The organism is Pusillimonas sp. DMV24BSW_D (assembly GCF_011388195.1).
Taxonomy (GTDB): Bacteria; Pseudomonadota; Gammaproteobacteria; order Burkholderiales; family Burkholderiaceae_B; genus Neopusillimonas; species Neopusillimonas aestuarii.
Window position 1 is genome coordinate 1,359,910 of record NZ_CP049990.1, and the last position, 23,421, is coordinate 1,383,330.

The 23,421-nt window shown below is 54.4% G+C and carries 22 protein-coding genes; 15 read left to right on the forward strand and 7 right to left on the reverse strand.

The features are described 5' to 3' along the window. Positions 1–15 precede the first annotated feature (15 nt). The 4 genes from secD to queA all read right to left on the reverse strand — a co-directional run bounded on the left by secD (position 16) and on the right by queA (position 4,548). Positions 16–1,884, reverse strand: a complete 1,869-nt coding sequence (gene secD, locus G9Q38_RS06595; RefSeq protein WP_166129128.1) for a protein translocase subunit SecD — start codon at positions 1,882–1,884, stop codon at positions 16–18. A 73-nt stretch (positions 1,885–1,957) separates the two neighbouring features. Continuing rightward, positions 1,958–2,299: a preprotein translocase subunit YajC gene (gene yajC / locus G9Q38_RS06600; RefSeq protein WP_166129131.1), complete on the reverse strand. Its 342-nt coding sequence runs from the start codon at positions 2,297–2,299 to the stop codon at positions 1,958–1,960. Between the two features lie 48 nt (positions 2,300–2,347). Further along, complete coding sequence (gene tgt / locus G9Q38_RS06605) at positions 2,348–3,484, reverse strand: tRNA guanosine(34) transglycosylase Tgt (RefSeq protein ID WP_119441115.1); 1,137 nt, start codon at positions 3,482–3,484, stop codon at positions 2,348–2,350. After that, entirely contained in the window at positions 3,481–4,548 is a 1,068-nt protein-coding gene (gene queA, locus G9Q38_RS06610; RefSeq protein WP_166129134.1) for a tRNA preQ1(34) S-adenosylmethionine ribosyltransferase-isomerase QueA, read from the reverse strand. Before queA ends, tgt begins: the two co-directional genes overlap by 4 nt. 60 nt (positions 4,549–4,608) lie before the next feature. Here queA and dacB point away from each other — a divergent pair, with 60 nt between their 5' ends. From dacB to G9Q38_RS06635, 5 genes are all read left to right on the forward strand, one after another. Then, a complete protein-coding gene (gene dacB, locus G9Q38_RS06615; RefSeq protein WP_166129136.1) occupies positions 4,609–6,072 on the forward strand; it encodes a D-alanyl-D-alanine carboxypeptidase/D-alanyl-D-alanine endopeptidase in 1,464 nt (487 codons plus the stop codon). Positions 6,073–6,158: 86 nt separating this feature from the next. Beyond that, positions 6,159–6,797: a uracil phosphoribosyltransferase gene (gene upp / locus G9Q38_RS06620; RefSeq protein ID WP_114420123.1), complete on the forward strand. Its 639-nt coding sequence runs from the start codon at positions 6,159–6,161 to the stop codon at positions 6,795–6,797. A gap of 141 nt (positions 6,798–6,938) precedes the next feature. After that, positions 6,939–7,253 (forward strand): ElaB/YgaM/YqjD family protein, encoded by a 315-nt coding sequence (locus G9Q38_RS06625; protein WP_119441111.1) that lies wholly within the window; start codon positions 6,939–6,941, stop codon positions 7,251–7,253. Between the two features lie 46 nt (positions 7,254–7,299). Next, positions 7,300–7,707, forward strand: a complete 408-nt coding sequence (locus G9Q38_RS06630) for a phage holin family protein (protein ID WP_166129139.1) — start codon at positions 7,300–7,302, stop codon at positions 7,705–7,707. After that, positions 7,704–8,072: a hypothetical protein gene (locus tag G9Q38_RS06635; RefSeq protein ID WP_114420120.1), complete on the forward strand. Its 369-nt coding sequence runs from the start codon at positions 7,704–7,706 to the stop codon at positions 8,070–8,072. Before G9Q38_RS06630 ends, G9Q38_RS06635 begins: the two co-directional genes overlap by 4 nt. A 12-nt stretch (positions 8,073–8,084) precedes the next feature. Here the strand turns inward: G9Q38_RS06635 and G9Q38_RS06640 are convergent, their stop codons facing one another. After that, complete coding sequence (locus G9Q38_RS06640) at positions 8,085–9,632, reverse strand: UbiD family decarboxylase (protein WP_166129142.1); 1,548 nt, start codon at positions 9,630–9,632, stop codon at positions 8,085–8,087. Between the two features lie 15 nt (positions 9,633–9,647). Here G9Q38_RS06640 and G9Q38_RS06645 point away from each other — a divergent pair, with 15 nt between their 5' ends. Next, the gene (locus tag G9Q38_RS06645) at positions 9,648–10,496 is read left to right on the forward strand and encodes a lytic transglycosylase domain-containing protein (protein ID WP_166129146.1); all 849 of its coding nucleotides are present in this window, start codon (positions 9,648–9,650) and stop codon (positions 10,494–10,496) included. 6 nt (positions 10,497–10,502) lie between these two features. Here G9Q38_RS06645 and G9Q38_RS06650 read toward each other — a convergent pair whose 3' ends face one another. Next, on the reverse strand, positions 10,503–11,660 hold the full coding sequence (locus tag G9Q38_RS06650; RefSeq protein WP_166129148.1) for a pyridoxal phosphate-dependent aminotransferase: 1,158 nt from the start codon (positions 11,658–11,660) through the stop codon (positions 10,503–10,505). Between the two features lie 81 nt (positions 11,661–11,741). Here G9Q38_RS06650 and G9Q38_RS06655 point away from each other — a divergent pair, with 81 nt between their 5' ends. The 3 genes from G9Q38_RS06655 (at position 11,742) to G9Q38_RS06665 (ending at position 15,501) form a co-directional block, all read left to right on the forward strand. Further along, positions 11,742–12,659 carry a hypothetical protein gene (locus tag G9Q38_RS06655; protein WP_166129151.1) on the forward strand — a complete coding sequence of 306 codons (918 nt, stop codon included), beginning with the start codon at positions 11,742–11,744 and terminating at the stop codon, positions 12,657–12,659. A gap of 66 nt (positions 12,660–12,725) precedes the next feature. Then, positions 12,726–15,023 carry an NADP-dependent malic enzyme gene (locus tag G9Q38_RS06660; protein ID WP_166129154.1) on the forward strand — a complete coding sequence of 766 codons (2,298 nt, stop codon included), beginning with the start codon at positions 12,726–12,728 and terminating at the stop codon, positions 15,021–15,023. A gap of 22 nt (positions 15,024–15,045) precedes the next feature. Continuing rightward, positions 15,046–15,501, forward strand: coding sequence for a barstar family protein (locus G9Q38_RS06665; RefSeq protein ID WP_114420114.1), 456 nt, complete (start codon positions 15,046–15,048; stop codon positions 15,499–15,501). A gap of 19 nt (positions 15,502–15,520) precedes the next feature. Here the strand turns inward: G9Q38_RS06665 and G9Q38_RS06670 are convergent, their stop codons facing one another. Then, positions 15,521–16,243, reverse strand: a complete 723-nt coding sequence (locus G9Q38_RS06670; protein ID WP_166129157.1) for a 16S rRNA (uracil(1498)-N(3))-methyltransferase — start codon at positions 16,241–16,243, stop codon at positions 15,521–15,523. 203 nt (positions 16,244–16,446) lie between these two features. On the opposite strand from G9Q38_RS06670, the gene tkt reads away from it, so the two are divergent. From tkt to G9Q38_RS06700, 6 genes are all read left to right on the forward strand, one after another. Beyond that, positions 16,447–18,492, forward strand: a complete 2,046-nt coding sequence (tkt, locus tag G9Q38_RS06675; RefSeq protein WP_166129159.1) for a transketolase — start codon at positions 16,447–16,449, stop codon at positions 18,490–18,492. A 14-nt stretch (positions 18,493–18,506) separates the two neighbouring features. Beyond that, on the forward strand, positions 18,507–19,520 hold the full coding sequence (gene gap / locus G9Q38_RS06680) for a type I glyceraldehyde-3-phosphate dehydrogenase (RefSeq protein WP_166129162.1): 1,014 nt from the start codon (positions 18,507–18,509) through the stop codon (positions 19,518–19,520). Positions 19,521–19,589: 69 nt separating this feature from the next. Next, positions 19,590–20,786: a phosphoglycerate kinase gene (locus tag G9Q38_RS06685; RefSeq protein ID WP_166129164.1), complete on the forward strand. Its 1,197-nt coding sequence runs from the start codon at positions 19,590–19,592 to the stop codon at positions 20,784–20,786. 29 nt (positions 20,787–20,815) lie between these two features. Further along, entirely contained in the window at positions 20,816–21,442 is a 627-nt protein-coding gene (gene mog, locus G9Q38_RS06690; protein ID WP_166129167.1) for a molybdopterin adenylyltransferase, read from the forward strand. A 35-nt stretch (positions 21,443–21,477) separates the two neighbouring features. After that, positions 21,478–22,542: a class II fructose-bisphosphate aldolase gene (fba, locus tag G9Q38_RS06695; RefSeq protein ID WP_166129170.1), complete on the forward strand. Its 1,065-nt coding sequence runs from the start codon at positions 21,478–21,480 to the stop codon at positions 22,540–22,542. Next, positions 22,543–23,421 carry a phosphoribosylaminoimidazolesuccinocarboxamide synthase gene (locus G9Q38_RS06700; RefSeq protein ID WP_166129172.1) on the forward strand — a complete coding sequence of 293 codons (879 nt, stop codon included), beginning with the start codon at positions 22,543–22,545 and terminating at the stop codon, positions 23,419–23,421. It begins immediately after the preceding gene.

Here is a 23,421-nt window from a genome sequence, read left to right on the forward strand (position 1 = left end):
ATGTTGGATCGGGCTTTAATCTTTCGGCTTCCAGATTTGCCCGATTGAAATGCTTTGCAGCTTACGACGACGCCCGTACCAAAGGTTGGTGATGGCGCGTACACCCACAACAGAAGAGAACATGGAGGTGAGGATACCGATGCAATGTACGACGGCAAAACCGCGAACCGGCCCGGAACCAAATGCCAGCAACGCCAGCCCCACAATAAGCGTCGTCAGGTTGGAGTCGAGAATGGTGCCCCAGGCTCTTTCAAAACCTTGATGAATCGCCTGCTGCGGCGCCATTCCGCCGCGCAGCTCTTCTCTGATCCGTTCGTTGATCAGCACGTTTGCATCAATGGCCATACCCAGGGTTAGGGCCAAGGCCGCAATACCCGGTAATGTAAGTGTGGCCTGCAACATTGACAGGACACCCAGCAACAACAAAATATTGAAGCTCAGGCCAAGGGTGGAAAAGATGCCAAACAGGTGGTAGTAAACAATAATGAACAGGGCGAGCGCTACAAAGCCCCACAACACTGATTTAAAGCCCATTTCAATATTTTCCGCCCCCAGGCTGGGGCCGATGGTACGCTCTTCAATAATTTCCATGGGTGCGGCCAAGGCACCGGCACGCAGGAGCAATGCAATATCCGAGGCTTCTTGTGCCGTCATGCTGCCCGAAATTTGAACCTGACCTCCCGGGATTTCACTGCGGATAACGGGCGCGGTTACTACCTGGCCTTTGCCCTTTTCGAACAGCAGAATAGCCATGCGTTTGCCCACGTTGTCGCGGGTGACGTCGCGGAAAATACGGGCGCCTTTCTGATCGAGCGTGAGGTTGACCGACGGTTGCTGGGTTTGCTGGTCGCGCCCGGGCTGGGCATCTTGCAGGTTTTCACCGGTCAGGACAACCTGGCGACGCAACAGGAGCGGGCGCCCATCGGTGTCTTCATATCGTTCTAGACCAAAGGGTACGCGGCCGGCGGCCAGTGCGTTCTGGGCCGATTGCGACTCATCGACCATGCGAATTTCAAGGGTTGCCGTGCGCCCTAGAATTTCCTTGGCTTTGGCAACGTCTTGCACCCCCGGCAACTGCACGACAATGCGGTCGGCACCTTGGCGCTGGATAATAGGTTCAGCGACGCCCAGTTCGTTAATCCGGTTATGCAGGGTCGTGATGTTCTGTTGTAGCGCATTGTTCTGGACCTCCATAACCGCGCTTTCGGTCAGGCGGGAGGTGAGAACGAACCGGTCTCCATTTTCAGAGACCGAGTAAATCATTTCGGGTAAGCGGTTGCGCAACACAGAGGCGGCGTTGTTAGCGGCGTCTTCGTTGTCGAATTGGGCGACGATCGACATGCCGTCGCGCTCGACGCCGCCGGTACGAACACCTTCTTCACGCAGAAGAACGCGGACGTCGTTGGCCAGCGTGTCATAGCGGCCGGTCAGAGCCCCCTGCATGTCAACCTGCAGCAGGAAATGAACGCCACCGCGCAAATCGAGCCCCAGATACATGGGGTTGGCACCCAATGCAGTAAGCCAGTTGGGTGAGGACGGCAGCAAGTTCAACGCAACGGTGTAATCGGGGTCGGCCGGGTCGGGGTTCAGCGCATTCTCGATGACATCTTTGGCTTGCAACTGTGTGTCGGTGGAGTCGAAACGAAAACGAACCGTGCCGACCGGCCCGTTCTGCTCAAAGAATGCGCCTGTTGTTGGGATATTTTTTTCATCCAACAGTTGTTGAATTCGGCCCAACATGCTTGCTTCAACCTTGACCGCTGTTTTGGCAGGTGCAATCTGGACGGCGGGTGATTCGCCGAAGAAATTGGGCAGGGTATAAAGAAGCCCAATAATGACAGCTGCCAGAACGATGAGATATTTCCAGAGGGGATAACGGTTCATTGCGGATCAACGGTTGAAATGTAAACAAGCCCCGTTTCGGTGGATACGGGGCTGAAAAGGAGCAGGTTGCTGCTTATAGTGCTTTGATGGTGCCTTTGGGCAACACCGAGGCAACGGCGGTACGCTGCAAAACCACTTCAACAGGCTTGTCGGCCAGCGAGGTTACTTCGACGGTGATGTAGCTGTCGCTTACTTTGGTGACTTTGCCCAATATCCCGCCCGTGGTAATGATTTCGTCGCCTTTGGCCAACGCGGCCACCATATTGCGATGTTCCTTTTGCCGCTTCATTTGGGGGCGGATCATAAGGAAATACAGAATGACGAACATTAAAATGATGGGTAGCATACCCATCAGTGCATTACCTTCGCCGGCTGCCTGTGCGACGATTTGTGAAAGGGTGTCAACGAGGGACATTCATTACTCCTGATTTTAGGTTTAGCGTTCTATTGTAGCGATATCTGGCTATTGGATGCCGCGCGACCGATTTTCTGTAAATTCAGCTTTCCATTGCTGGAATGATCCGTTCTCGATGGCTTCGCGCATCTCGGCCATTATCTTTAGGTAAAAGTAAAGATTATGCAAGGTGTTTAGCCTCGATCCCGTTATTTCGTTGGCCCGTTGCAGGTGATGCAGATAAGCGCGCGAGAAATGTTGGCAAGTGTGGCAATGGCAATCGGGATCAAGCGGCTGGGTGTCATCTTTATAACGGGCATTGCGAATTTTGATATCGCCGTAACGGGTAAACAGCCAGCCATTGCGGGCGTTTCGGGTTGGCATGACGCAATCAAACATGTCTACGCCGTGGCTGACTCCCTCAACCAGGTCTTCAGGTGTGCCTACGCCCATTAAATAGCGAGGTGCGTTGTCGGGCAATTTGGGGGCCACATGACGCAGGACGCGCATCATTTCCTCTTTGGGTTCCCCGACCGATAATCCCCCAATCGCGTAGCCGTGAAAGCCGATTTGCGTCAGGCCTGCAAGTGATTCGTCGCGCAGATCTTCGTACATGCCCCCTTGTACGATACCGAATAAGGCGTTGGGGTTTTCCAGTTCGTTGAAGGCATTCTTTGAGCGTTGCGCCCAGCGCAGGGACATGCGCATTGACTGAGCGGCTTCTTCGTGCGTGGCTGGACGTCCGTCTATTTTGTAAGGGGTGCATTCATCGAACACCATGACAATATCTGAGTTCAAGGCGCGCTGAATACGCATGGACTCTTCCGGTGTCAGAAACAGGCGCGAGCCATCGATGGGCGAGGCAAATTTCACGCCTTCTTCAGTAATTTTGCGCAGGCCGTCGAGACTGAATACCTGGAAGCCGCCGGAGTCGGTAAGAATGGGACGAGACCATTGCATGAAACCATGCAAACCTTGATGTTTTTCAATGACTTCCGTGCCGGGGCGCAGCCATAGGTGAAATGTATTTCCCAAAATGATTTGTGCGCCAATGTCGTCCAGTTCGTGAGGTAACATGGCTTTCACGCTGCCATACGTACCGACCGGCATGAAAATGGGCGTTTCCACCACGCCGTGGTTCAACGTCACCTGGCCTCTGCGGGCCGGCCCATCGGTTTTGAGAAGTTTGAAATTCAATCCGGTCATTTGGAAGGGGTCTCGATAAACATGGCGTCGCCATAACTGAAAAAGCGGTAACGCTGCGCAACCGCGTGTTCATAAGCCTGCTTGATCGGCGTCATGCCTGCCAGGGCGGAAACCAGCATCAGCAGGGTTGAGCGCGGTAAGTGAAAGTTGGTGATGAGGGCGTTGACCAGATCAAACTGGTAACCCGGTGTAATGAATAAGTTTGTATCGCCCGAAATGTCGACCCCAGCCTGGCCCGCCTCTCTTTGCTTTGCCGCCGATTCCAGCGCTCGCACGCTGGTGGTGCCAACGGCAATAATTCGCCTGCCTTGCTGTCGCGTTTCATCAACAAGCTTTAACGTTTCAGCGGGTACGGTATAGCGCTCGAAATGCATTTTGTGTTCGGTCAGTTTCTCCACCCGAACCGGTTGGAACGTGCCGGCGCCCACATGCAAGGTCACAAAAGCAAGCCGAATTCCCTTTTTTTTCAATTGTTCAAGCACAACATCATCAAAGTGCAATCCTGCCGTAGGTGCCGCCACGGCGCCGGGCTCTTGTGCATAAACGGTTTGATATCGCGCTTCGTCTTGGGCGTCTGCCGCATGTTCAATGTACGGTGGCAGCGGTGTCATACCATGCTCGTCCAGCGCGTCCAGCACGTTAACCGGAAACTGAACGGAAAAAAGTTCGCCTTCCCGACCGGTTACCGTCAGGCTTAAATTCGGGGCAATATGCAACACCGTGCCGGGCTTGGGCGATTTGCTGGACTTAATATGCGACAGCGCCTGTTTATCTTCGGTGATTCTTTCAATGAGCAACTCCACCTTGCCACCGGTGTCTTTCTGCCCCAAAAGCCGCGCCTTGATCACTTTTGTGTTGTTGAATACCAATAAGTCTCCCGCTTTTAATAAGTCGGGTAAATCACGAAATTGGCGGTCGTGAATCTGCGATAGGGTGTCCAGGTGCAATAAGCGGCTGGCGCTGCGTTGATCGGCTGGGGTTTGGGCAATCAGCGCTTCAGGTAAATCGTAATCGAATTGTGAGAGGCGCAATTCGTTAGTGTCGGGATAGGGTTTTTCGGTCATGAAACAGAACGTGCTTTTCGGTATGCTTTGTGTTTGGGTTGACTCAACAGGATGACATTGATGCTTGCGCATTTTACTCGGCACCGGAAGGCGGCGGTTTCAAAGCTCGGTTTGATACTCGGTTGTGCGTGTGTGTTGGGCCTGAGTCTACCGGTTCCGGGCAGTAGTCAGACGTTGCCGGAACCTTTGCAACAGGCCTGGCGACAAACCGGCTTAACGACCGATGACGTTTCCGTCGTCGTGAAAGAATTGAACGGCCCAGTGTTGTTTTCCATTAATCCCGAGGTGCCGCGTAATCCTGCATCAGTCATGAAAATGGTCACAACCTGGGCGGCTTTGTCTGAACTGGGGCCCGATTATCAGTGGCGTACGGCGTTTTTTTACGATGGTGTGCCGGTTCCCGACGCTCAGGGGTCACTGCCCAAGCCGATTTACCTCAAGGCGTCGGGCGATCCTTTTATGCAGGTCGAGGAACTCTGGGCTTTATTACGTGAATTGCGCTTGCGCGGGGTGAAGAATTTAACGGAAGTGGTGGTTGATCGATCCATTTTCGGGCCGGTGGCGATTGATCCCGGTGCATTCGATGCGGCCCCCGATCGCCCTTACAACGCCAGCCCTGATGCCATGATGGTTGGTTTAGGTGCCGTTCGGTTGTCTTTTCAGCCCGATTATCAGGCCCGAAAGTGGATTCCGGTTGTTGACCCCCCGGTTCGGGGTATTCGGGTGCAGGGCGAGGTGACATGGAGCGATGCAGTTTGCCCGGGGTCGCCGCGGGTCTCAACCCAAGTTTTCCCCAGTGCGTCCGGAGCGGTTGTTGTGCAAGTTGATGGAACGGCGGCAGGATCTTGTGGCGAGTTTAGTGTTTATCGTCTTGCGATGAATCAGCCCGCCTACTTCGACGCTGTTTTTCGTTTGTTGTGGCGTGAGCTTGGCGGTACGTTAGGCAGGGGTATTCGACAAGGTGAAACCCCTCCCGGCGCCTCGCTTTTCGTGTGGCATGATTCCGAGACGCTTTCAGATATGATTCGCCAGGTAAATAAGTACAGCAATAACGTCATGGCGCGTACCCTCTTGTTAACGCTGGCTGCTGAGTCCGGCGCCTATGGCGCAACGCCCGAAGCCGGTGCGCGGATTGCGCTCGATTTGTTGCGCCGCCAGGGCATTGATACCCGTGGTTGGGTTATTGATAACGGTTCAGGTTTGTCGCGCGATGGCCGCCTGACGGCGACCGGTTTGGTGCAAATGCTGGATACGGCTTGGAACTCGCCGCTTATGCCTGAGTTCATGTCGTCTTTGGCCATTGCGGGGGTTGATGGAACGGTTCGCCGACGTCTACGTAATGACGAAGCGCGCGGGATGGCGCATTTAAAGACGGGAACACTGCGTGATACCCGGGCGATTGCAGGGTATGTGTTGGGTGAGAGCGGCAGGCGATACGCCCTGGTCAGTATGGCCAATGGCAATCGAACCGGCGCCATGCGATCTTTTGATGATGCACTTATTCGTTGGTTAAGCACTCAGTAAGGGTGGCTGGACTTCAAGTTAAAGGCCGGCTGTAAAACAGCTAAACTTGCTACCTGAGTCTTTTAATTTTCCCGCAGGAATGTTGCATGCCAATACATGAAATACGCCACCCCCTGATCCGACACAAGTTGGGCTTGATGCGCAAAGCGGATCTCAGCACCAAGAATTTTCGCGAAATGTCGCAAGAGGTGGCGGCGCTTCTAACCTACGAGGCAACCAAAGATCTGCCTCTTGAACCTACGGTGGTGCAAGGCTGGTGTGGCCAGATCAATGTAGAGAAAATTGCCGGTAAAAAGGTTACGGTGGTACCGATTTTGCGCGCCGGCATCGGCATGCTTGATGGTGTGCTTACCCTGATTCCGGGCGCCAAAGTCAGTGCGGTCGGCATAGCCCGCAACGAGGAAACCCTGCAGGCGCAAACTTATCTTGAACGTTTGGCGGATTCCCTTGATCAACGTCTGGCACTGATTGTCGACCCCATGTTGGCCACCGGGGGCTCGATGGTTGCGACCATCGATATGCTGAAAAAAGCCGGTGCCAATAATATTCGTGCTTTGGTTCTGGTGGCTGCGCCGGAAGGGATTAAGGCAGTTGAGACTCAGCATCCCGATGTGCATATTTATACGGCTTCGATCGATAGTCATTTAAATGACGATGGCTATATTATTCCGGGCCTGGGCGACGCCGGAGACCGAATTTTCGGCACGCGTCAAAAGCACGCCTGATCGGCTAAAGAGCGTAATCAGTCATTTTATTTAACATTTGTCAATTGCGTTTTAGCGCCAGTCCGGTACTATGAAAAGGTAAGCGGGCCAATTAATCTGGCCCGCCGTGATCACCACTAATTTAACTAAAGGGGTGCAAAAATGGCTAAGAATGAACTGAAAGCTCAAGAAGAAGAGTTTATTGAAGGCGTGAAGGAAAGCCTTGACGACGCTGAGAAGCTGCTTCGCGAAGCAGCCCAGGCAAGCGGTGAAAAAGCTGAGGAATTGCGCGAACGCGCCATGCAATCGCTGCGTCGCACGCGTTCAGCTTTGTACGACACGCAAGATGCCCTGCTTGAGCGGGGTCGTTTGGCCGCACGTGCCACCGACGATTACGTGCATGACAATCCGTGGCAGGCAATAGGTGTCGCGGGCCTTACGGGTTTGCTCATCGGCATGTTGATCAGTCGCCGTTAAGAAACGGCCCGAAATCATGTTCATCGCTTCAAGGGGCCCGTTTTAGATGGCACTTCGACAATCCGCCGGCCAGTTGGCTGCAACGCTGGTTTCCATCGTCGGTACACGTTTAGAGCTTTTCTCAATCGAATTGGCGGAGCAGCGCGTGCGCCTGATCAAGGTCATGTGCCTGACAGTGGGTGCAATATTGTGCCTGGTGCTCGCGTTGCTGGTTGTTTCGCTTTTGGTTGCGCTGTATTTCTGGCCAACCGAATATCGGTACGTGGCACTGGGCTTGTTGGCGTTGGTGTATTTGTTCGTTGGCCTGGGTTTGGCCTGGTGGGTCAGAAAAGAGCTTTGCGCCAACCCTGTCCCCTTCGAAGCAACACTGGATGAACTGAAACGTGACCTTGCTCTGGTCAATCGTTTGCAGGAAGTGGATCGTGCCGATCGCAATCCAGGAGATGCGCCATGAGCTCTACGATGTCGCGCGCCCGAGAGCGCGCTTTGCGAAAAGAGCTGCTTAGGGCCCGCGCGGCCGTCGAGCGCCAGTCGTTGCGTAAATCCACGTGCGACGTCGTGCACGACATCTCGCCCGCAGCATTGGTTCGTAGCGTCGTACCGCGTTCGTTGTCGTCTGGTAAAGGGGCGGGTGCCGCGCTCATGCAGGGCGCCCGCTTTTTAAGCCGTTATCCGTTTCTGGTTTCTACTTTGTCCGGCCTGTTTTCAGGAAGGGGGCGTTCGCGCACTCGCTTATTGAAGGCCGGTGTGGGTGTTGTTGCAGCGTGGCAAATGGTGAAGCTGTTAAAGCCCGGTCAGGGCTCGCCGGACTCATCTTAAGGCGGCACAACATTACCCCAGGCCCAAAGTCGGCCAAATTTCGTCAATTCGGCTTTTAACCTTTTCGTCCATCACAATTGGTCGGCCCCACTCTCGCTGGGTTTCTCCCGGCCATTTGTTGGTTGCGTCCATTCCCATTTTGCCGCCCAACCCGGAAACGGGCGAGGCGAAGTCCAGATAGTCGATAGGGGTGTTTTCCACTAACACAGTGTCTCGTACCGGGTCCATTCGGGTTGTCATGGCCCAAACAACTTCTTTCCAGTCGCGTGGGTTAATGTCCTCGTCGACCACTACGATAAATTTGGTGTACATGAATTGACGCAGGACACTCCAAAGGCCGAACATCACGCGTTTGGCATGTCCGGGATATTGTTTGCGGATCGAGACAACGGCAAGCCGGTAGCTGCACCCTTCGGGCGGCAAATAAAAATCAACAATTTCAGGCAGTTGGCGTTTTAATAAAGGGACGAAAACCTCGTTCAACGCCACGCCCAAGACGGCGGGTTCATCGGGCGGCTTACCCGTGTAGGTACTGTGGTAGATGGGGTTTCGGCGCATGGTGATGCGATCAACCGTGAAGACGGGAAACCAGTCTTGCTCGTTGTAATATCCGGTATGGTCGCCGTACGGCCCTTCCAGGGCCATTTCGTAGCCAGACTCTTTCGGAGGCGTCGTCGCGCCCTGCGGGTTCGTTGGCAGCGCGCCGGGGTCGGTAGACGGCAGTATATGGCCTTCCAGCACAATCTCCGCATACGCTGGGACCGACAGTTCGCTGCCGATTGCTTGCGTTAATTCAGTGCGGGCGCCCCGCAGCAGACCGGCGAATTGATATTCCGAGAGGTTGTCGGGAACCGGTGTGACGGCGCCCAGAATAGTAGCCGGGTCGGTTCCCAGCGCAACGGCAATCGGGAACGGTTGGCCGGGGTTCGCAAGACAGTGGTCGCGAAAATCCAATGCGCCGCCTCGATGCGATAACCAACGCATTATTAATTTGTTGCGTCCAATTTGTTGCTGGCGATAAATGCCCAGATTTTGGCGTCGTGCATTCGGGCCGCGCGTAATTACCAGCCCCCATGTCAACAATGGGGCAATGTCCTCGGGCCAGCAGTGCTGCAAGGGTATTTGGTTCAGATCGACGTCTTTTCCTTCCAGCACAATTTCCTGGCAAGGCGCGCCCCGGATTTTCTTCGGACTCATGTCCCAGAGGGCCGACTTCAGGGTGGCGACTTTTGCGAATGCATCCCTCAGCCCTTTGGGTGCCTCGGGTTCTCGTAACGAAGCCAGCAACTCCCCAATATCGCGTAGGGCACTAACGTTATCGGCGCCCATGCCCAAGGCCACCCGATGCGGTGTGCCGAACAGGTTGGTTAGTACCGGCATGGCTGCCGGCTGACGCTGATGTTGTACGTTGCGGAACAAAAGTGCCGGCCCCTGGGTCTGAAGGACACGGTCGCTGATTTCGGTCATTTCCAGATGTGTGGAAACGCCGGCATGAATTGTCTTCAGTTCGCCAATTGACTCAAGTTGCGCTATAAAGTCGCGTAAATCACGATATTTCAAGAGATATTCACCCCTATGGTTCTAAACAGTTCGGGCCAGGCCCTTGCCCGTATTTTTCGAAGTGTACGCCATCAACTCGCTGAGTTGGTGCACGTGTGTGCTGTATATCTGGGTCTGGCTGTTCTGGTCACTGTTGCACTCAGCCTTACGGTGCCGGCATTGAAGGAACAAACCCGTCAGGTTCATACTGCTTTGCTGGCCAGTTTGCGTCCTGCCTCTCTGCAAATCGATTTGTTTTCCCTGCCGGAGCGGGGTTTTAGTTTCGGTGCTTTGTTGTCGGAGCCCGACTGGGCGAGGAGTGAGTGGGCCGAAGCGCCGTTAACCGATAGCATGCCCGATGCCGATCAACCGTTTTCGCAAGCAATGGCCGAAGCAGATGACTATGTCATTCCAGGGGTAACGTCAGAGCAAAGCAAAGCGCTTCGCAGCTATATCGCTCGCAAATACCGCATCGCGCACAAGGCGGCGGGTGTGCTTATTCAGAATGTGTTTCAAGTCGCACGTCAGCGAGAACTCGATCCCCAATTGGTCCTTGCCGTTATCGCAATCGAGTCTCGCTACAATCCGTTTGCTGAAAGTCATGTTGGGGCGCAGGGGCTGATGCAAGTGATGACACGTGTCCATAAAGAGAAATTTGTTGATTTTGCCGATGGGGTGGATGCCGCGTTGAATCCTTTGGCCAATATTCAGGTGGGCACCCAGATTCTGTACGACTGCATCAAGCGGCGTGGTTCAATTCGCGCCGGTTTGGCTTGTTACGTTGGCGCGACCGGTCCGGGCGACGGCGGTTACGGCAATAAAGTGCTGGCCGAAATGCGCCGTATAGCGCTTGCGTCGGGCATTGCGCCCAGCTTTAAGCTGTAGTTCGGGTTAGCGCAGAAATTGGGCTATGCGTCCAACGGCCTCTTCCAGTCGGTTTAAGCCCAAGGTGTAGGAAAAGCGCAGCATTTTTTGGGCATGTGCGGGGCCAAAGTCGCGTCCGGGCACCGCCGCAACATGAGCCTGGGCAAGCATCTGCTGCGAAAACGCTTCACTGTCGTTACTGTGTCGGCTAACGTCGGCGTAAACATAGAACGCACCATCGGGCTTAACCGGAACGGTTAGCCCCATTTTTTCCAGTTCCGGAACCAGATAATCGCGCCGCTGTTTGAATGAAAGGCGGCGGTTTTCATAGACGCGCATGACTTCCGGCTCAAAGCAACTGAGGGCGGCATGCTGCGCCAGACTGGGTGCGCAGATGGTCAGGCTGGCCGCGAGTTTGTCTATAGCGGCGATCATGGTTTCGGGCACAATCATCCAGCCCAAGCGCCAACCCGTCATGTGAAAATATTTTGAAAAGCTGTTGATAATAATGAGATTGTCATCCAGGGTCAGGGCGCTTTCGGGCTTTTCATCGTAATAAAGACCAAGATAGATCTCGTCCATAATGACGAAGCCGCCACGGGCATGAACTGCCTCAATCAGCTTCTTGAGTTCAGACTGCAAAATGCGTGTGCCAGTGGGGTTGCTGGGCGAAGCGATCACGACACCGCGCGTATCCGGGCCCCAATGCGTTTCGATATCGTGTGCCGTTAGCTGAAATTGTTGCTCGGGCCCGCACGGAATCAACTTGGGTCGACCACCTGCACAGCGTATGAAGTTCTGGTTGGCCGGGTAGGATGGGTCGGGCATGAGTATCTCAGCCCCCGGGTTGATCAATGCCGTACAGGCTAATAAAAGTGCACCGGAGGCGCCTGACGTTACGATAATTCGTTCAGGCTTCACACGGGCACCGAATTCCTCGCCATAATAATGCGCAATGGCTTCGCGCAAGGGCGCAAGGCCTAGTGGGGGGGTGTAACCACTTAGTCCGGCGGATGAAGCCCGGTTCAGTGTTTCCACCACTTGGGCCGGCGCGGTGAAATCGGGTTCGCCGATGCCCAGGCTGATAATGTCGTGCCCTTGTGCAATCAGTGCCGCCCCCTGTTTGAACACCTCAACGGCGTAGAATGGTTGAATCTCGGAGCATCTTTGGGCCAATTCGGGCATAACGGAGTCTCTTTGCAGGTCACGGTTTATTGGGTTTAAAGCGTTATTTAATCGTATTATTCAGTTCAAAGGAAATCAGGCATGCCGTCGCTGTCACGCCGCGCGTTTTTCACGGGTCGGCGCATCACGAATGATCCATGGGAAAATTTTTGCCAACGAATGCGCCGTTTAGTGCAGGGAAGCTTTTTTAACGAGGGTCGGGTCGACGGTTTCGGTCATGCCAGGCTGTCTGCCAAGACACCGGCCGACGCGCATCACGCGCTTATGTTGTGCAATGAATACGAAGTCGTGTTCATGCTTGATGGCTTGGAAGAAGAGGCGCAGCAACCAGGGACGCCGGTATTGTGGGTTGATCCCAGTATCTATTTGAAAACCTGTCAGCCGGTGCCCGAAACAGACGATAAGTGGTTTGTACAGCCAGGCTGTTTCGTTGCGGAGCTTAAGCAAGCCGGCTTGAAGCAGTTTGACGCGTTTCCCGATTATTTAACCGTTGCGGCATTGCTTGCCGATCGAGTTCATATGAATTTGCCCACGGGTGAGCTTGGGCGTATGGGCTTAAGCCATGCCGGCGTGCTGTTCGCCGATGAAACGAAGGCGGTTTTAGGTCCTTTCGGGGAGAGGCAACAACAACCTTTGGGCACTTTAACGTTGCAGCAACTTGCCCCTGCACTTTTTCGCCTTGCTTCAGGAGACTCCGCCAAGCTATGTGCCGACGCCTCTCACTGGCCCGGTCGATATCGCCTCGATGCGTTGATGCCGGTCGATGGTCAAGAAGTGAACTTATCGCACTTACTGTTCGGGCACGGGGGGGACTTATGCTGGGCGGAGTGGTTTGTGTTTCGGGTGATGTCGGAGCCAGTTGAGCCGCTACCGTTCCGGGGTGTGGCGTCGGACGCGTTTGATGATACGGTCGTTTATGCAGTGCAAGATATCGATTTGCACATCAAGAATCAGTTTGACCCCTGTGGTATTTTCCCCCACCCGGGCCAGGCTTTGTAATTTTTTAACCGGGCATGTGTGTATCATTCCCTTTGTTTCATTCTTTTTTGACGTAAACGGACCATCATGGAAGAGAATCTTCGTAAAGCCGCGCTTGAGTATCACGAGAAAGGGCGCCCTGGGAAAATTGCAGTCACCGCCACCAAACAATTGTCGAACCAGCGCGATTTGATGCTGGCCTATTCTCCGGGTGTGGCAGCCGCTTGCGAAGAAATTGTGTCAGATCCCCAAAACGCCCGGCGCTTCACGGCGCGAGGCAATCTGGTTGGCGTCATCACCAACGGTTCGGCTGTTCTGGGGCTAGGCAACATTGGTGCCCTGGCATCGAAACCGGTCATGGAAGGCAAGGCGGTACTCTTCAAAAAGTTTGCAGGTATCGATGTCTTCGATATTGAAATTAACGAATCGGATCCCGAGAAACTGGTCGAAACCATTGCACGTCTGGAGCCCACGTTCGGTGGCATTAACCTGGAAGACATTAAAGCACCGGAATGTTTCATTGTTGAGCGCAAATTGCGCGAGCGCATGTCAATCCCGGTTTTTCATGACGATCAGCACGGGACGGCAATCTGTGTGGCTTCGGCCTTTATCAGTGCTTTGAAAGTCGTCGAAAAAGATATCGACAAGGTCAAGGTGGTGGTGTCCGGGGCGGGCGCGGCAGCGCTGGCTTGTCTTGAGCTGATGGTTGATTTAGGCTTGCCCGCAAAGAATATATGGGTTTCTGACATTGAAGGGGTGGTGTACCAGGGCCGTACGGAGCTGATGGACCCGGAAAAAGCCCGTTACGCGCAGGAAACCGAGGCACGTACGTTGGGCGATATTATCGAGGGAGCCGACGTATTCCTGGGGTTGTCCGCCGGTGGCGTGTTGAAACCCGAGATGGTGGCCCGCATGGCCTCGAATCCCATTATTTTGGCCTTGGCGAATCCCAGCCCTGAAATACTGCCGGAAGACGCCCATGCCGTGCGCGACGATGTTGTGATGGCAACCGGCCGTTCCGACTATCCAAATCAGGTTAATAACGTGTTGTGCTTCCCCTATATGTTCCGCGGGGCGCTCGACGTTGGTGCAACCACGATTACACGTGGCATGGAAAAAGCGGCCGTTGAAGCCATTTCACAGTTGGCGCAGGAAGAGCAGAATGACGTTGTGGCGGCTGCATACGGCAGTTACGGCGTATCTTTCGGGCGCGAGTATCTTATTCCCAAGCCGTTCGATCCGCGTCTTATTTTGCGCATTGCGCCGGCCGTGGCAAAGGCCGCCATGGACGACGGCGTGGCAACGCGCCCCATTGAAGATTTTGACGCATACGCAGAGCAATTGCAGCAGTTCATTTATCGCTCGGGTTCGTTCATGAAGCCCTTGTTTTCCGCCGCCAAAGCAATGGTGCGTGATGGCGGCAAAGCGCGTATTGTGTTCACGGAAGGGGAAGATGAACGCGTATTGCGGGCGGTTCAAATCGTGGTGGATGAACATTTGGCAAAGCCTATTCTCGTCGGACGTCCGGCCGTTCTGGAGGCGCGCATTAAGCGCTTTAACCTGCGCCTTAAGTTGGGTGTGGATGTTGAGGTCACCAATCCGGATTACGACGAGCGTTTTCATCAGTACTGGACAACCTATTGGGAAAAAATGTGTCGCCGGGGCGTCAGCAAAGAGATGGCGCGGGTCGAGATGCGTCGTCGCCTGACGCTAATTGGGGCGATGATGGTGCATCTGGGCGATGCCGACGGCATGATTTGCGGTACGGTTGGGGCCTATGCCGATCACCTGCGCTTTGTTGACGAAGTTATTGGCAAGGCGCCTGGGGCAAAAACGTACGCCGCCATGAATATTCTGTTGCTCTCCGAGCGGACGGTGGCTCTGGCTGATACCCATGTGAATGACGACCCCTCGGCGGAGCAAGTTGCTGAAATTACCATGGCGGCGGCGGCACAAATGCGCCGCTTGAATATTGAACCGAAAATAGCGTTGTTGTCGCGTTCAAACTTCGGCACGGGTAGCTCGGCGTCCGGCGAGAAGATGCGTCAGGCGCTCGAGATGGTACATGCCCAGGCACCCGATCTTGAGGTTGATGGCGAAATGCACGGCGACTGCGCGTTGGACGAATCGCTGCGCGAGCGCATTTTGCCCTCAACGACATTGAAAGGTGCGGCCAATTTGTTGATTTGTCCCAACGTTGACTCGGGTAATATCGCGTATAACTTGCTTAAAACAGCGGCTGGTGGCAATGTTGCGATTGGCCCGTTTTTGTTGGGCGCAAATGCGCCGGTGCATATCCTTACGTCCAGCTCAACGGTGCGCCGCATTGTCAACATGACCGCAATGGCGGTGGTCGACGCAAACACGCTAAGCCCATCCCCGTAATACGTTTTTTATCGGAGGCGCAATGACCCAGTCCGCATTGCAAAAGAAGCTGAAAAAAGGGGGCCAGATTGACGCCCTTTCAGTCAGCCAGGAAGAAGTGGCAAAACAGGCCGACGCGCTGGGTATCACTTATTTCCCCGTTGAGTGTGATCGTGCCCGTAGTCGCTCGGCTGTGCTAAGGGCTGTTGTGAAAGCGGTTGATTTTCCCGAGTTTTTCGGGGGTAATCTGGATGCTTTTTACGATTGCCTGTGCGATACGGTTATCGATCAGAAAGCAGGGCTATGCCTTTGGTTTCACAATTTGCACTCGGGCGATCCGGCGCTTGAGGAAGACTCAAAAGCCATTATCTCGGTTTGTGAAGATGTGGTGGAGTACGCCGCGAATAATGGGCGCAGCTTTTCTTTCGCGGTTCAACACGCCGGAAAACATCCCGACCCCGAGCCGGGTGTTGCGCCGGTTCCGTACTCCGGCAGTTAACGCATCGGCCCCCGCGCCGCTATTCCCAGTCTTGCAGGGCACTAATGGCCGATACCATGGCCAGCCCTGCGGTTTCTGTTCTTAATATGCGCTTGCCAAAACGAACTGGTTTTACCCCGGCCTGATCAGCCTGCGCCATTTCTTCATCCGACCAGCCACCCTCGGGCCCAATGAGCAAGGTGATGTGATTTGAGGATGGGTTCAGCACGTCGCGTAACGAGTGCGGGGCGTCGGGGTGGCAAATCAACGTCAGGTCGGTGGTTGCCAACAGGGATGGCAGTGTTTTTGGTTCGGTAAGTTGCATGAGTTGGTTGCGACCGCATTGGGCGCAGGCCGACTCAATAATTTTCTCCCAATGGCGCATTTTCTTGCCAATGCGTTCGGCGCCCAGATTGACTACACTGCGCCGCGCCATAATCGGAGTGAAGGTGCGTACTCCTGTTTCGACCGCTTTTTCGATGATCCAATCCATTTTGTCCGACGAGACCAACGCTTGTCCTAACGTTAAATGGCCGGGTAATTCAATATTTCGAGTTTCATAATGATGAATATGGGCCAGGGCTTTTTTGCCTTCAAGGATTAAGGTCGCGTGATATTGCCCCTGTCGGCCGTCGAACAATACAATCGGTGTGTCGTGCTTAAGGCGTAAGACTCGAACGGCATGGTGGGCCAGTGTGTCGGGTAGTTCAATCGTATCGCCACATTGCGGCGAGAAGGGGTAGAAAAAGCGCGGAGCAGTCATGGAGGGGTGTCCGGGGTAAGCAAATGGTCCTCGAAGGCCGGGTGCCTGAAAGCCTGTAATTCTAGCGTGCCGCCGTCAAAATGTTGCGTTCATTTGACATGTAACAGGCTAAATGTGCGGTGGGTGTTAAAATGTTCGGCTTTGCAATCTTTCTTTATTGGGGTTTGCCCTGATAGGGTTCGCCTTTATACAGCGAGTATCCAATGAGCGTTTCGCCGACCCAAGACTCTTCCCTGGCTAATGCCGTACGTGCTTTGGCCATGGATGCCGTGCAACAAGCCAAATCCGGACACCCCGGTGCGCCCATGGGCATGGCTGATATTGCTGAAGCATTATGGACGCGCCACCTGCGTCATAATCCAGCCGATCCGGCGTGGCCCAATCGAGACCGCTTCGTGCTGTCCAATGGGCATGGGTCCATGCTTATTTATGCTTTGTTGCATCTAAGCGGCTACGATTTGCCCATTGAAGAATTGCGTAATTTTCGTCAGCTTCACTCGCGTACCCCGGGCCACCCTGAAGTAGGGATTACGCCCGGTGTGGAAACAACGACCGGCCCGCTTGGGCAGGGGGTGAGCAACGCGGTTGGTATGGCGCTGGCCGAGGCATTATTGGCCAAAGAGTTCAACCAAGACGGCCACGCCATTGTTGATCACTTCACATACGCGTTTGTAGGTGATGGCTGCCTCATGGAAGGCATTTCCCACGAGGCCTGCTCGTTGGCCGGAACCCTGAAATTGTCGAAGCTCATTGTCTTCTACGACGACAACGGCATTTCCATCGACGGCGAAGTGAAAGACTGGTTTGCCGACGACACACCCAAGCGCTTTGAAAGCTATGGCTGGAACGTTATTCGTAATGTCGATGGCCATAATGTTGCGGCTGTTGATCAAGCCATTGAACAGGCCAAAGCCGGGGCTGGTGAAGGGCGCGGCCCCACGCTTATATGTTGTCGCACTGTTATTGGTAAAGGCGCGCCGAATGCGGCCGGTACCGAGAAAGTGCATGGGGCGCCTTTGGGCGAAGATGAGATTGCCGCAACGCGTGCAGCAATCGATTGGCCGCATGCCCCATTTGAAATCCCCGATCATATTTACTTACGTTGGGACGGTCGCATTAAAGGGAAGTTGTGGCAGTCGGAATGGGAAAACCAGTTCGACGCCTATGCTAAAGCGCATCCTGAATTAGCGGCCGAATTCATTCGTCGCATGAAAGGTGAGTTGCCTGCTGAGTTTGCAGAGCAGGCTGCGGCGTTCATTAAGGCCACAGCAGAGCGCGCAGAAACGGTTGCCAGCCGCAAGGCATCCCAATTTGTTATTACGGCTTTCGCGCCCTTGCTGCCGGAAATGTTAGGTGGGTCGGCCGACCTTACCGGTTCGAACTTTACCGACTGGAAGGGGGTTGCGCCGGTACGTGCCACGAATGCTGGCGTGCAATTCGGCCGCCATATCAACTACGGTGTGCGCGAATTCGGCATGGCCGCCATTATGAACGGCGTGGCCTTGCATGGCGGGTATTTGCCCTTCGGCGGCACTTTCCTGACTTTCTCCGATTATTCCCGTAATGCCATCCGTATGGCGGCGCTGATGAAGCAGCGGGTGGTACATGTGTTCACGCACGATTCAATTGGCCTGGGCGAAGATGGCCCAACCCACCAATCGGTTGAGCACGCTGCCAGCTTGCGTTTAATTCCAAACTTGCACGTATGGCGCCCCTGCGACACGACTGAAACCGCTGTGGCCTGGGCTGAGTCCGTTTCGCGCCCGGCCAGTATTGGCATGAATGTGAACAATGGCGGGCCGTCGGCGTTGCTGTTGTCGCGCCAGAATCTGCCTTTTGTCGAGCGGGACGACACCACCATCCAGGCAATTTCGCGTGGCGGCTACGTTCTACGCGATGCAGACAACTTCAAAGCCATCATTATTGCGACGGGCTCCGAAGTGTCCTTGGCATTGCAGGCGCAACAGCAACTGGCCGAAAAAGGCATCCCGGTACGTGTGGTTTCCATGCCATGCACCAATGTTTTCGACGAGCAAAGTGCCGAATGGAAACGCAGTGTGTTGCCTGAAGGCGCACCACGTGTTGCTGTTGAAGCCGGCGTGACAGCCGGTTGGTACAAGTATGTGGGTTTAAACGGCGCAGTGGTGGGGCTTGATTCCTATGGTGAGTCGGCGCCGGGTGGGGTGTTATTCAAACATTTTGGTCTCACCGCCGAAAGGGTGGCCGAGGTCGTTGAACAGGTTTTGTAAACAGGAGAAATGTCATGGCAATTCGCGTAGCGATTAATGGGTATGGCCGTATTGGCCGCAATATTTTGCGTGCTCACTACGAAGGCGGTAAGTCTCACGATATTGAAATCGTGGCGATCAACGATTTAGGTGACCCTAAAACCAATGCTCACCTTACCCGTTACGACACCGCTCATGGTCGGTTCCCCGGCACGGTTGAGGTTGACGGTGATTACATGGTGGTCAATGGCGACCGCATTCGTGTGCTGGCCAATCGCAATCCCGCTGAATTGCCTTGGGGTGATCTGGGTGTCGACGTTGTGCTGGAATGCACCGGCTTTTTCACCAGCAAGGAAAAAGCTAATGCGCATATCCAAGGCGGCGCCAAGAAAGTGATTATTTCCGCGCCCGGCGGTAAAGACGTTGACGCCACGGTGGTGTACGGCGTGAATCACAATGTATTGAAAGCGTCTGATACAGTCATTTCCAATGCATCGTGCACGACGAACTGCCTGGCCCCTCTGGTACTGCCTTTGCACCGCAAAATTGGTTTGGAAAATGGTTTGATGACCACTATCCACGCCTATACGAACGACCAGGTACTTACCGATGTTTATCACTCTGATTTGCGTCGTGCGCGTTCCGCCACCTCCAGCATGATCCCCACCAAAACCGGTGCTGCGTCGGCTGTGGGATTGGTTCTGCCTGAATTGAACGGCAAGCTCGACGGCTTTGCCATGCGCGTCCCCACTATTAACGTTTCCATTGTTGACCTGTCCTTTGTTGCCTCGCGCGATACATCGGTTGAGGAAGTGAACGCCCTTTTGAAGGAAGCGGCTGCATCGGCGGAATTGAAAGGCATTCTGGATTACAGCGAAGAGCCTTTGGTGTCGGTAGACTACAACCACACCTCGGCATCCAGCACGGTTGATGCAGGCTTAACCAAAGTCTCGGGTCGTCTGGTCAAGGTGTGCTCCTGGTACGACAACGAGTGGGGCTTCTCCAACCGTATGCTTGATACCACGGTTGCGTTAATGTCAGCCAAATAAGTTGTTTTAGTCCACACAAGGGCGGGGGTTCCCGCCCTTGTTCCATTTCATCGCTCTCTTGTTCTTCACATGCCTACCGTTAAAACCCTAACCGCTCTTGCCCGTTCGAATGCGCTGAAAGACAAACGCGTGTTCATTCGTTCCGATCTGAATGTCCCCTTCAATGATACGGGGGAAATTTCCGAAGATACGCGTGTTCGCGCTTCGGTACCGGCCATTCGCCTGGCACTCGAGGCCGGCGCGGCAGTAATGGTAACTTCGCATTTGGGGCGCCCAACAGAGGGGGCGTTGACTGAAGCCGACTCGCTGGCACCGGTGGCTAAACGCCTGGGTGAGTTATTAGGGATGAATGTTTCGCTGGTGAGCGACTGGGTGGACGGCGTGAATGTTCAGCCAGGCCAAGTGGTATTGCTTGAAAACGCTCGTGGCAACGTGGGCGAGAAAAAGAACGATGAAGCGCTGGCACGCAAAATGGCAGCTTTGTGCGACGTCTATGTAAATGATGCTTTCGGCACGGCGCATCGCGCCGAGGCTACCACGCACGGCATTGCGCAGTTTGCGCCTGTTGCATGCGCGGGCCCCTTGCTCGAGGCTGAATTGGACGCTTTGGGTAAAGCGTTGAAGGCGCCGCGCCGGCCAATGGTGGCCATTGTGGCGGGTTCAAAAGTGTCGACCAAGCTTTCAATTTTGCGTGCGTTGGCCGACAAGGTCGATCAATTGATTGTGGGCGGCGGCATTGCCAATACGTTCATGCTGGCCAAAGGCTTACCCATTGGAAAATCTTTAGCTGAACCCGATCAGGTTGAAGAAGCGCGCGCGGTAATGGACATTATGCAAAAGCGTGGTGCAGACGTACCCATTCCGGTTGATGTGGTGTGCGCCAAAACCTTTGGTGCCGATGCGCCGGCCGAGGTTAAAGACGCCGAAGATGTGGCGAATGACGACCTGATTCTGGATATCGGCCCCAAAACTGCCGCCCAGTTGGCTGATATATTGAAGCAGGCGGGTACCATTGTCTGGAATGGCCCTGTGGGTGTTTTCGAGTTCGATGCGTTTGCCAAAGGCACGCAGACTATTGCGCAAGCCATTGCCGAATCGAATGGGTTTTCCATTGCCGGTGGCGGCGATACGCTGGCTGCCATTGCCAAATTCAATATCACTGATAAGGTCGGATATATCTCAACCGGCGGCGGCGCGTTCCTGGAGTTCCTGGAAGGTAAGACTTTGCCTGCCGTTGATGTGCTGGAACGCAGGGCGCAAGACTAAGGTCCTTTTGAACAACAGGAGTATTGTCGATGTCTGAGTCAGGTCGTTTATCTCGTGCCCATCCCGATCAACTATTAGTGGGTTTGGTTTCTATTTCAGATCGTGCCTCGTCCGGTACATACGAAGACAAAGGCATTCCTGCTTTGCAGGATTGGCTGGACACTGCGTTGACCGAACCTGCTCAGTTTGCGACACGCCTGATTCCCGATGAGCCGGATCAAATTTCAGCAACGCTAATCGAGTTGGTCGATAAGGTTGGTTGCGACCTGGTGCTGACCACCGGAGGAACCGGCCCTTCGCGTCGCGACGTGACGCCCGAGGCGACGCTGGCAGTTGGCACAAAAGAAATGCCTGGTTTCGGCGAGCAAATGCGCCAGATCAGCCTGCGTTTTGTGCCAACCGCGATTTTGTCGCGCCAGGTGGCAGTCATTCGTGAAACCCCCGAACATGCGGCGTTGATTATTAATTTACCGGGCCAACCCAAAGCCATTAAAGAAACGCTGGAAGGCTTGAAAGATGCCGAAGGCAATGTACTGGCGGCAGGCATTTTTGCCGCTGTGCCTTACTGCATTGATTTGATCGGCGGCCCTTATATAGAAACCCGGGAAGACGTGGTGCGGGCGTTCCGTCCCAAGTCGGCGCTTCGGGTAAAATGAACCCTTTATATTAATTTGCTTTCAGGAGTCTTTTCATGGCCCTCGTATCCATGCGTCAGCTGCTCGATCATGCTGCCGAAAACGGTTATGGTATTCCCGCGTTCAACGTCAATAACCTTGAGCAGGTCCAGGCCATTATGGGGGCTGCCCATGAAACCGATAGCCCGGTTATCATGCAGGCCTCCGCAGGTGCCCGCAAGTACGCCGGTGAAGGCTTTCTGAAGTATCTTATTCAGGCTGCTGTAGAAAGTTACCCGCACTTGCCGGTGGTCATGCACCAAGACCACGGCCAATCGCTGGCGGTGTGTCAGGGTGCGATCGACCTGGGCTTTACCAGCGTCATGATGGACGGCTCGTTGAAAGACGACGGTAAAACCATTGCCGAATACGAATACAACGTCGACGTAACCCGTAAAGTGGTTCAAATGGCGCATAAACTGGGTATTACCGTAGAAGGCGAGCTCGGCTGTTTAGGGTCGTTGGAAACCATGAAGGGTGACAAGGAAGATGGCCATGGCGCCGAAGGCACGCTTACCATGGAGCAGTTGCTTACTGACCCTGAGCAGGCTGCCGATTTCGTGCGTCAAACCGAGCTCGACGCCCTGGCGATTGCCATTGGCACCAGCCATGGTGCTTACAAGTTTAGCCGCAAGCCTACGGGCGACATCCTGTCGATTTCGCGTATTAAAGAAATTCACCAGCGCCTGCCCAACACACATCTGGTCATGCATGGTAGCTCGAGCGTTCCCCAAGAGCTGCTTGCCGAAATTCGCGAGTTTGGCGGCGATATGAAGGAAACCTATGGGGTTCCCGTGGAAGAAATTCAGGAAGCCATCAAACACGGTGTACGCAAAATCAATATCGACACCGATATCCGTTTGGCCATGACGGGCGCTATTCGCCGCTTTATGGCCGAGAACCCGTCCAAGTTCGATCCACGCGATTATCTGAAGCCTGCCCGAGCGGCAGCCAAGGAAATTTGTATGCAGCGTTATCAGCAATTTGGTTGTGCCGGTAACGGCAGCAAAATTAAACCTGTTGCGCTTGATGAAATGGCGCGCCGTTATTCGGCCGGCGACCTGGCGCAAGTGGTTCAGTAAATGTCCGCCCTGCATCAGTCCAGCATCCAGTCCTTGCCCCTGCTTGCACGGGGTAAGGTGCGCGATATGTACGCGGTTAACGACGATCTTTTACTTATTGTCGCGTCCGACCGTATCTCTGCATTCGATGTCATTCTCGACGACCCTATTCCCGGGAAAGGGCAGGTGCTTACTGCCTTAACTGAGTTTTGGTTGCAAAAATTGGGGCATATTGTCCCGAATCACGCTACCGGTATCGACCCGGAGTCGGTGGTGGCAGCTAACGAACGCGATCAGGTGCAAGGTCGTGCCATGGTGGTAAAACGCCTGAAGCCTGTCATGGTTGAAGCCGTCGCGCGGGGGTATTTAATTGGATCGGGCTGGAAAGACTATCAGGCAACGGGCGCTGTGTGTGGTATTGCGTTGCCTGCTGGTTTGAAACTGGCCGGCCGTTTGCCTGAAGCCATTTTTACGCCGGCCGCCAAGGCCGAAGTGGGTGAGCACGACGAAAACGTTGAGTTCAACCATTTGGTAGCGGAAGTGGGTCAAGCCATGGCGGAAAAAATCCGTGCCGTTACTTTGCAGTTGTATCGCGAAGCCGCTGAATTTGCGCTTGGCAAAGGCATTATTATTGCCGACACCAAGTTCGAGTTCGGCCTCGACGCGCAAGGGCAGTTGCATTTAATGGACGAAGTTCTTACGCCCGATTCCTCACGGTTTTGGCCGGCGAATGAATACAGTGAAGGTATCAGCCCACCTTCTTTCGACAAGCAGTTTGTGCGCGATTGGCTGGAACAGCAACCCTGGAACAAAACAGCGCCGGCACCGCATTTACCCGACGACGTGATACAGAAAACCGCAGCCAAGTATCACGAGGCGTTAACCCGTTTAACTACTTAA

Excerpts from the sequence above, each read along its gene's own strand:
- secD (WP_166129128.1), bottom strand. The coding sequence starts at position 1,884 with ATGAACCGTTATCCCCTCTGGAAATATCTCATCGTTCTGGCAGCTGTC.
- yajC (WP_166129131.1), bottom strand. The coding sequence starts at position 2,299 with ATGTCCCTCGTTGACACCCTTTCACAAATCGTCGCACAGGCAGCCGGC.
- tgt (WP_119441115.1), bottom strand. The coding sequence starts at position 3,484 with ATGACCGGATTGAATTTCAAACTTCTCAAAACCGATGGGCCGGCCCGC.
- queA (WP_166129134.1), bottom strand. The coding sequence starts at position 4,548 with ATGACCGAAAAACCCTATCCCGACACTAACGAATTGCGCCTCTCACAA.
- dacB (WP_166129136.1), top strand. The coding sequence starts at position 4,609 with ATGCTTGCGCATTTTACTCGGCACCGGAAGGCGGCGGTTTCAAAGCTC.
- upp (WP_114420123.1), top strand. The coding sequence starts at position 6,159 with ATGCCAATACATGAAATACGCCACCCCCTGATCCGACACAAGTTGGGC.
- G9Q38_RS06625 (WP_119441111.1), top strand. The coding sequence starts at position 6,939 with ATGGCTAAGAATGAACTGAAAGCTCAAGAAGAAGAGTTTATTGAAGGC.
- G9Q38_RS06630 (WP_166129139.1), top strand. The coding sequence starts at position 7,300 with ATGGCACTTCGACAATCCGCCGGCCAGTTGGCTGCAACGCTGGTTTCC.
- G9Q38_RS06635 (WP_114420120.1), top strand. The coding sequence starts at position 7,704 with ATGAGCTCTACGATGTCGCGCGCCCGAGAGCGCGCTTTGCGAAAAGAG.
- G9Q38_RS06645 (WP_166129146.1), top strand. The coding sequence starts at position 9,648 with ATGGTTCTAAACAGTTCGGGCCAGGCCCTTGCCCGTATTTTTCGAAGT.
- G9Q38_RS06650 (WP_166129148.1), bottom strand. The coding sequence starts at position 11,660 with ATGCCCGAATTGGCCCAAAGATGCTCCGAGATTCAACCATTCTACGCC.
- G9Q38_RS06655 (WP_166129151.1), top strand. The coding sequence starts at position 11,742 with ATGCCGTCGCTGTCACGCCGCGCGTTTTTCACGGGTCGGCGCATCACG.
- G9Q38_RS06660 (WP_166129154.1), top strand. The coding sequence starts at position 12,726 with ATGGAAGAGAATCTTCGTAAAGCCGCGCTTGAGTATCACGAGAAAGGG.
- G9Q38_RS06665 (WP_114420114.1), top strand. The coding sequence starts at position 15,046 with ATGACCCAGTCCGCATTGCAAAAGAAGCTGAAAAAAGGGGGCCAGATT.
- G9Q38_RS06670 (WP_166129157.1), bottom strand. The coding sequence starts at position 16,243 with ATGACTGCTCCGCGCTTTTTCTACCCCTTCTCGCCGCAATGTGGCGAT.
- tkt (WP_166129159.1), top strand. The coding sequence starts at position 16,447 with ATGAGCGTTTCGCCGACCCAAGACTCTTCCCTGGCTAATGCCGTACGT.
- gap (WP_166129162.1), top strand. The coding sequence starts at position 18,507 with ATGGCAATTCGCGTAGCGATTAATGGGTATGGCCGTATTGGCCGCAAT.
- G9Q38_RS06685 (WP_166129164.1), top strand. The coding sequence starts at position 19,590 with ATGCCTACCGTTAAAACCCTAACCGCTCTTGCCCGTTCGAATGCGCTG.
- mog (WP_166129167.1), top strand. The coding sequence starts at position 20,816 with ATGTCTGAGTCAGGTCGTTTATCTCGTGCCCATCCCGATCAACTATTA.
- fba (WP_166129170.1), top strand. The coding sequence starts at position 21,478 with ATGGCCCTCGTATCCATGCGTCAGCTGCTCGATCATGCTGCCGAAAAC.
- G9Q38_RS06700 (WP_166129172.1), top strand. The coding sequence starts at position 22,543 with ATGTCCGCCCTGCATCAGTCCAGCATCCAGTCCTTGCCCCTGCTTGCA.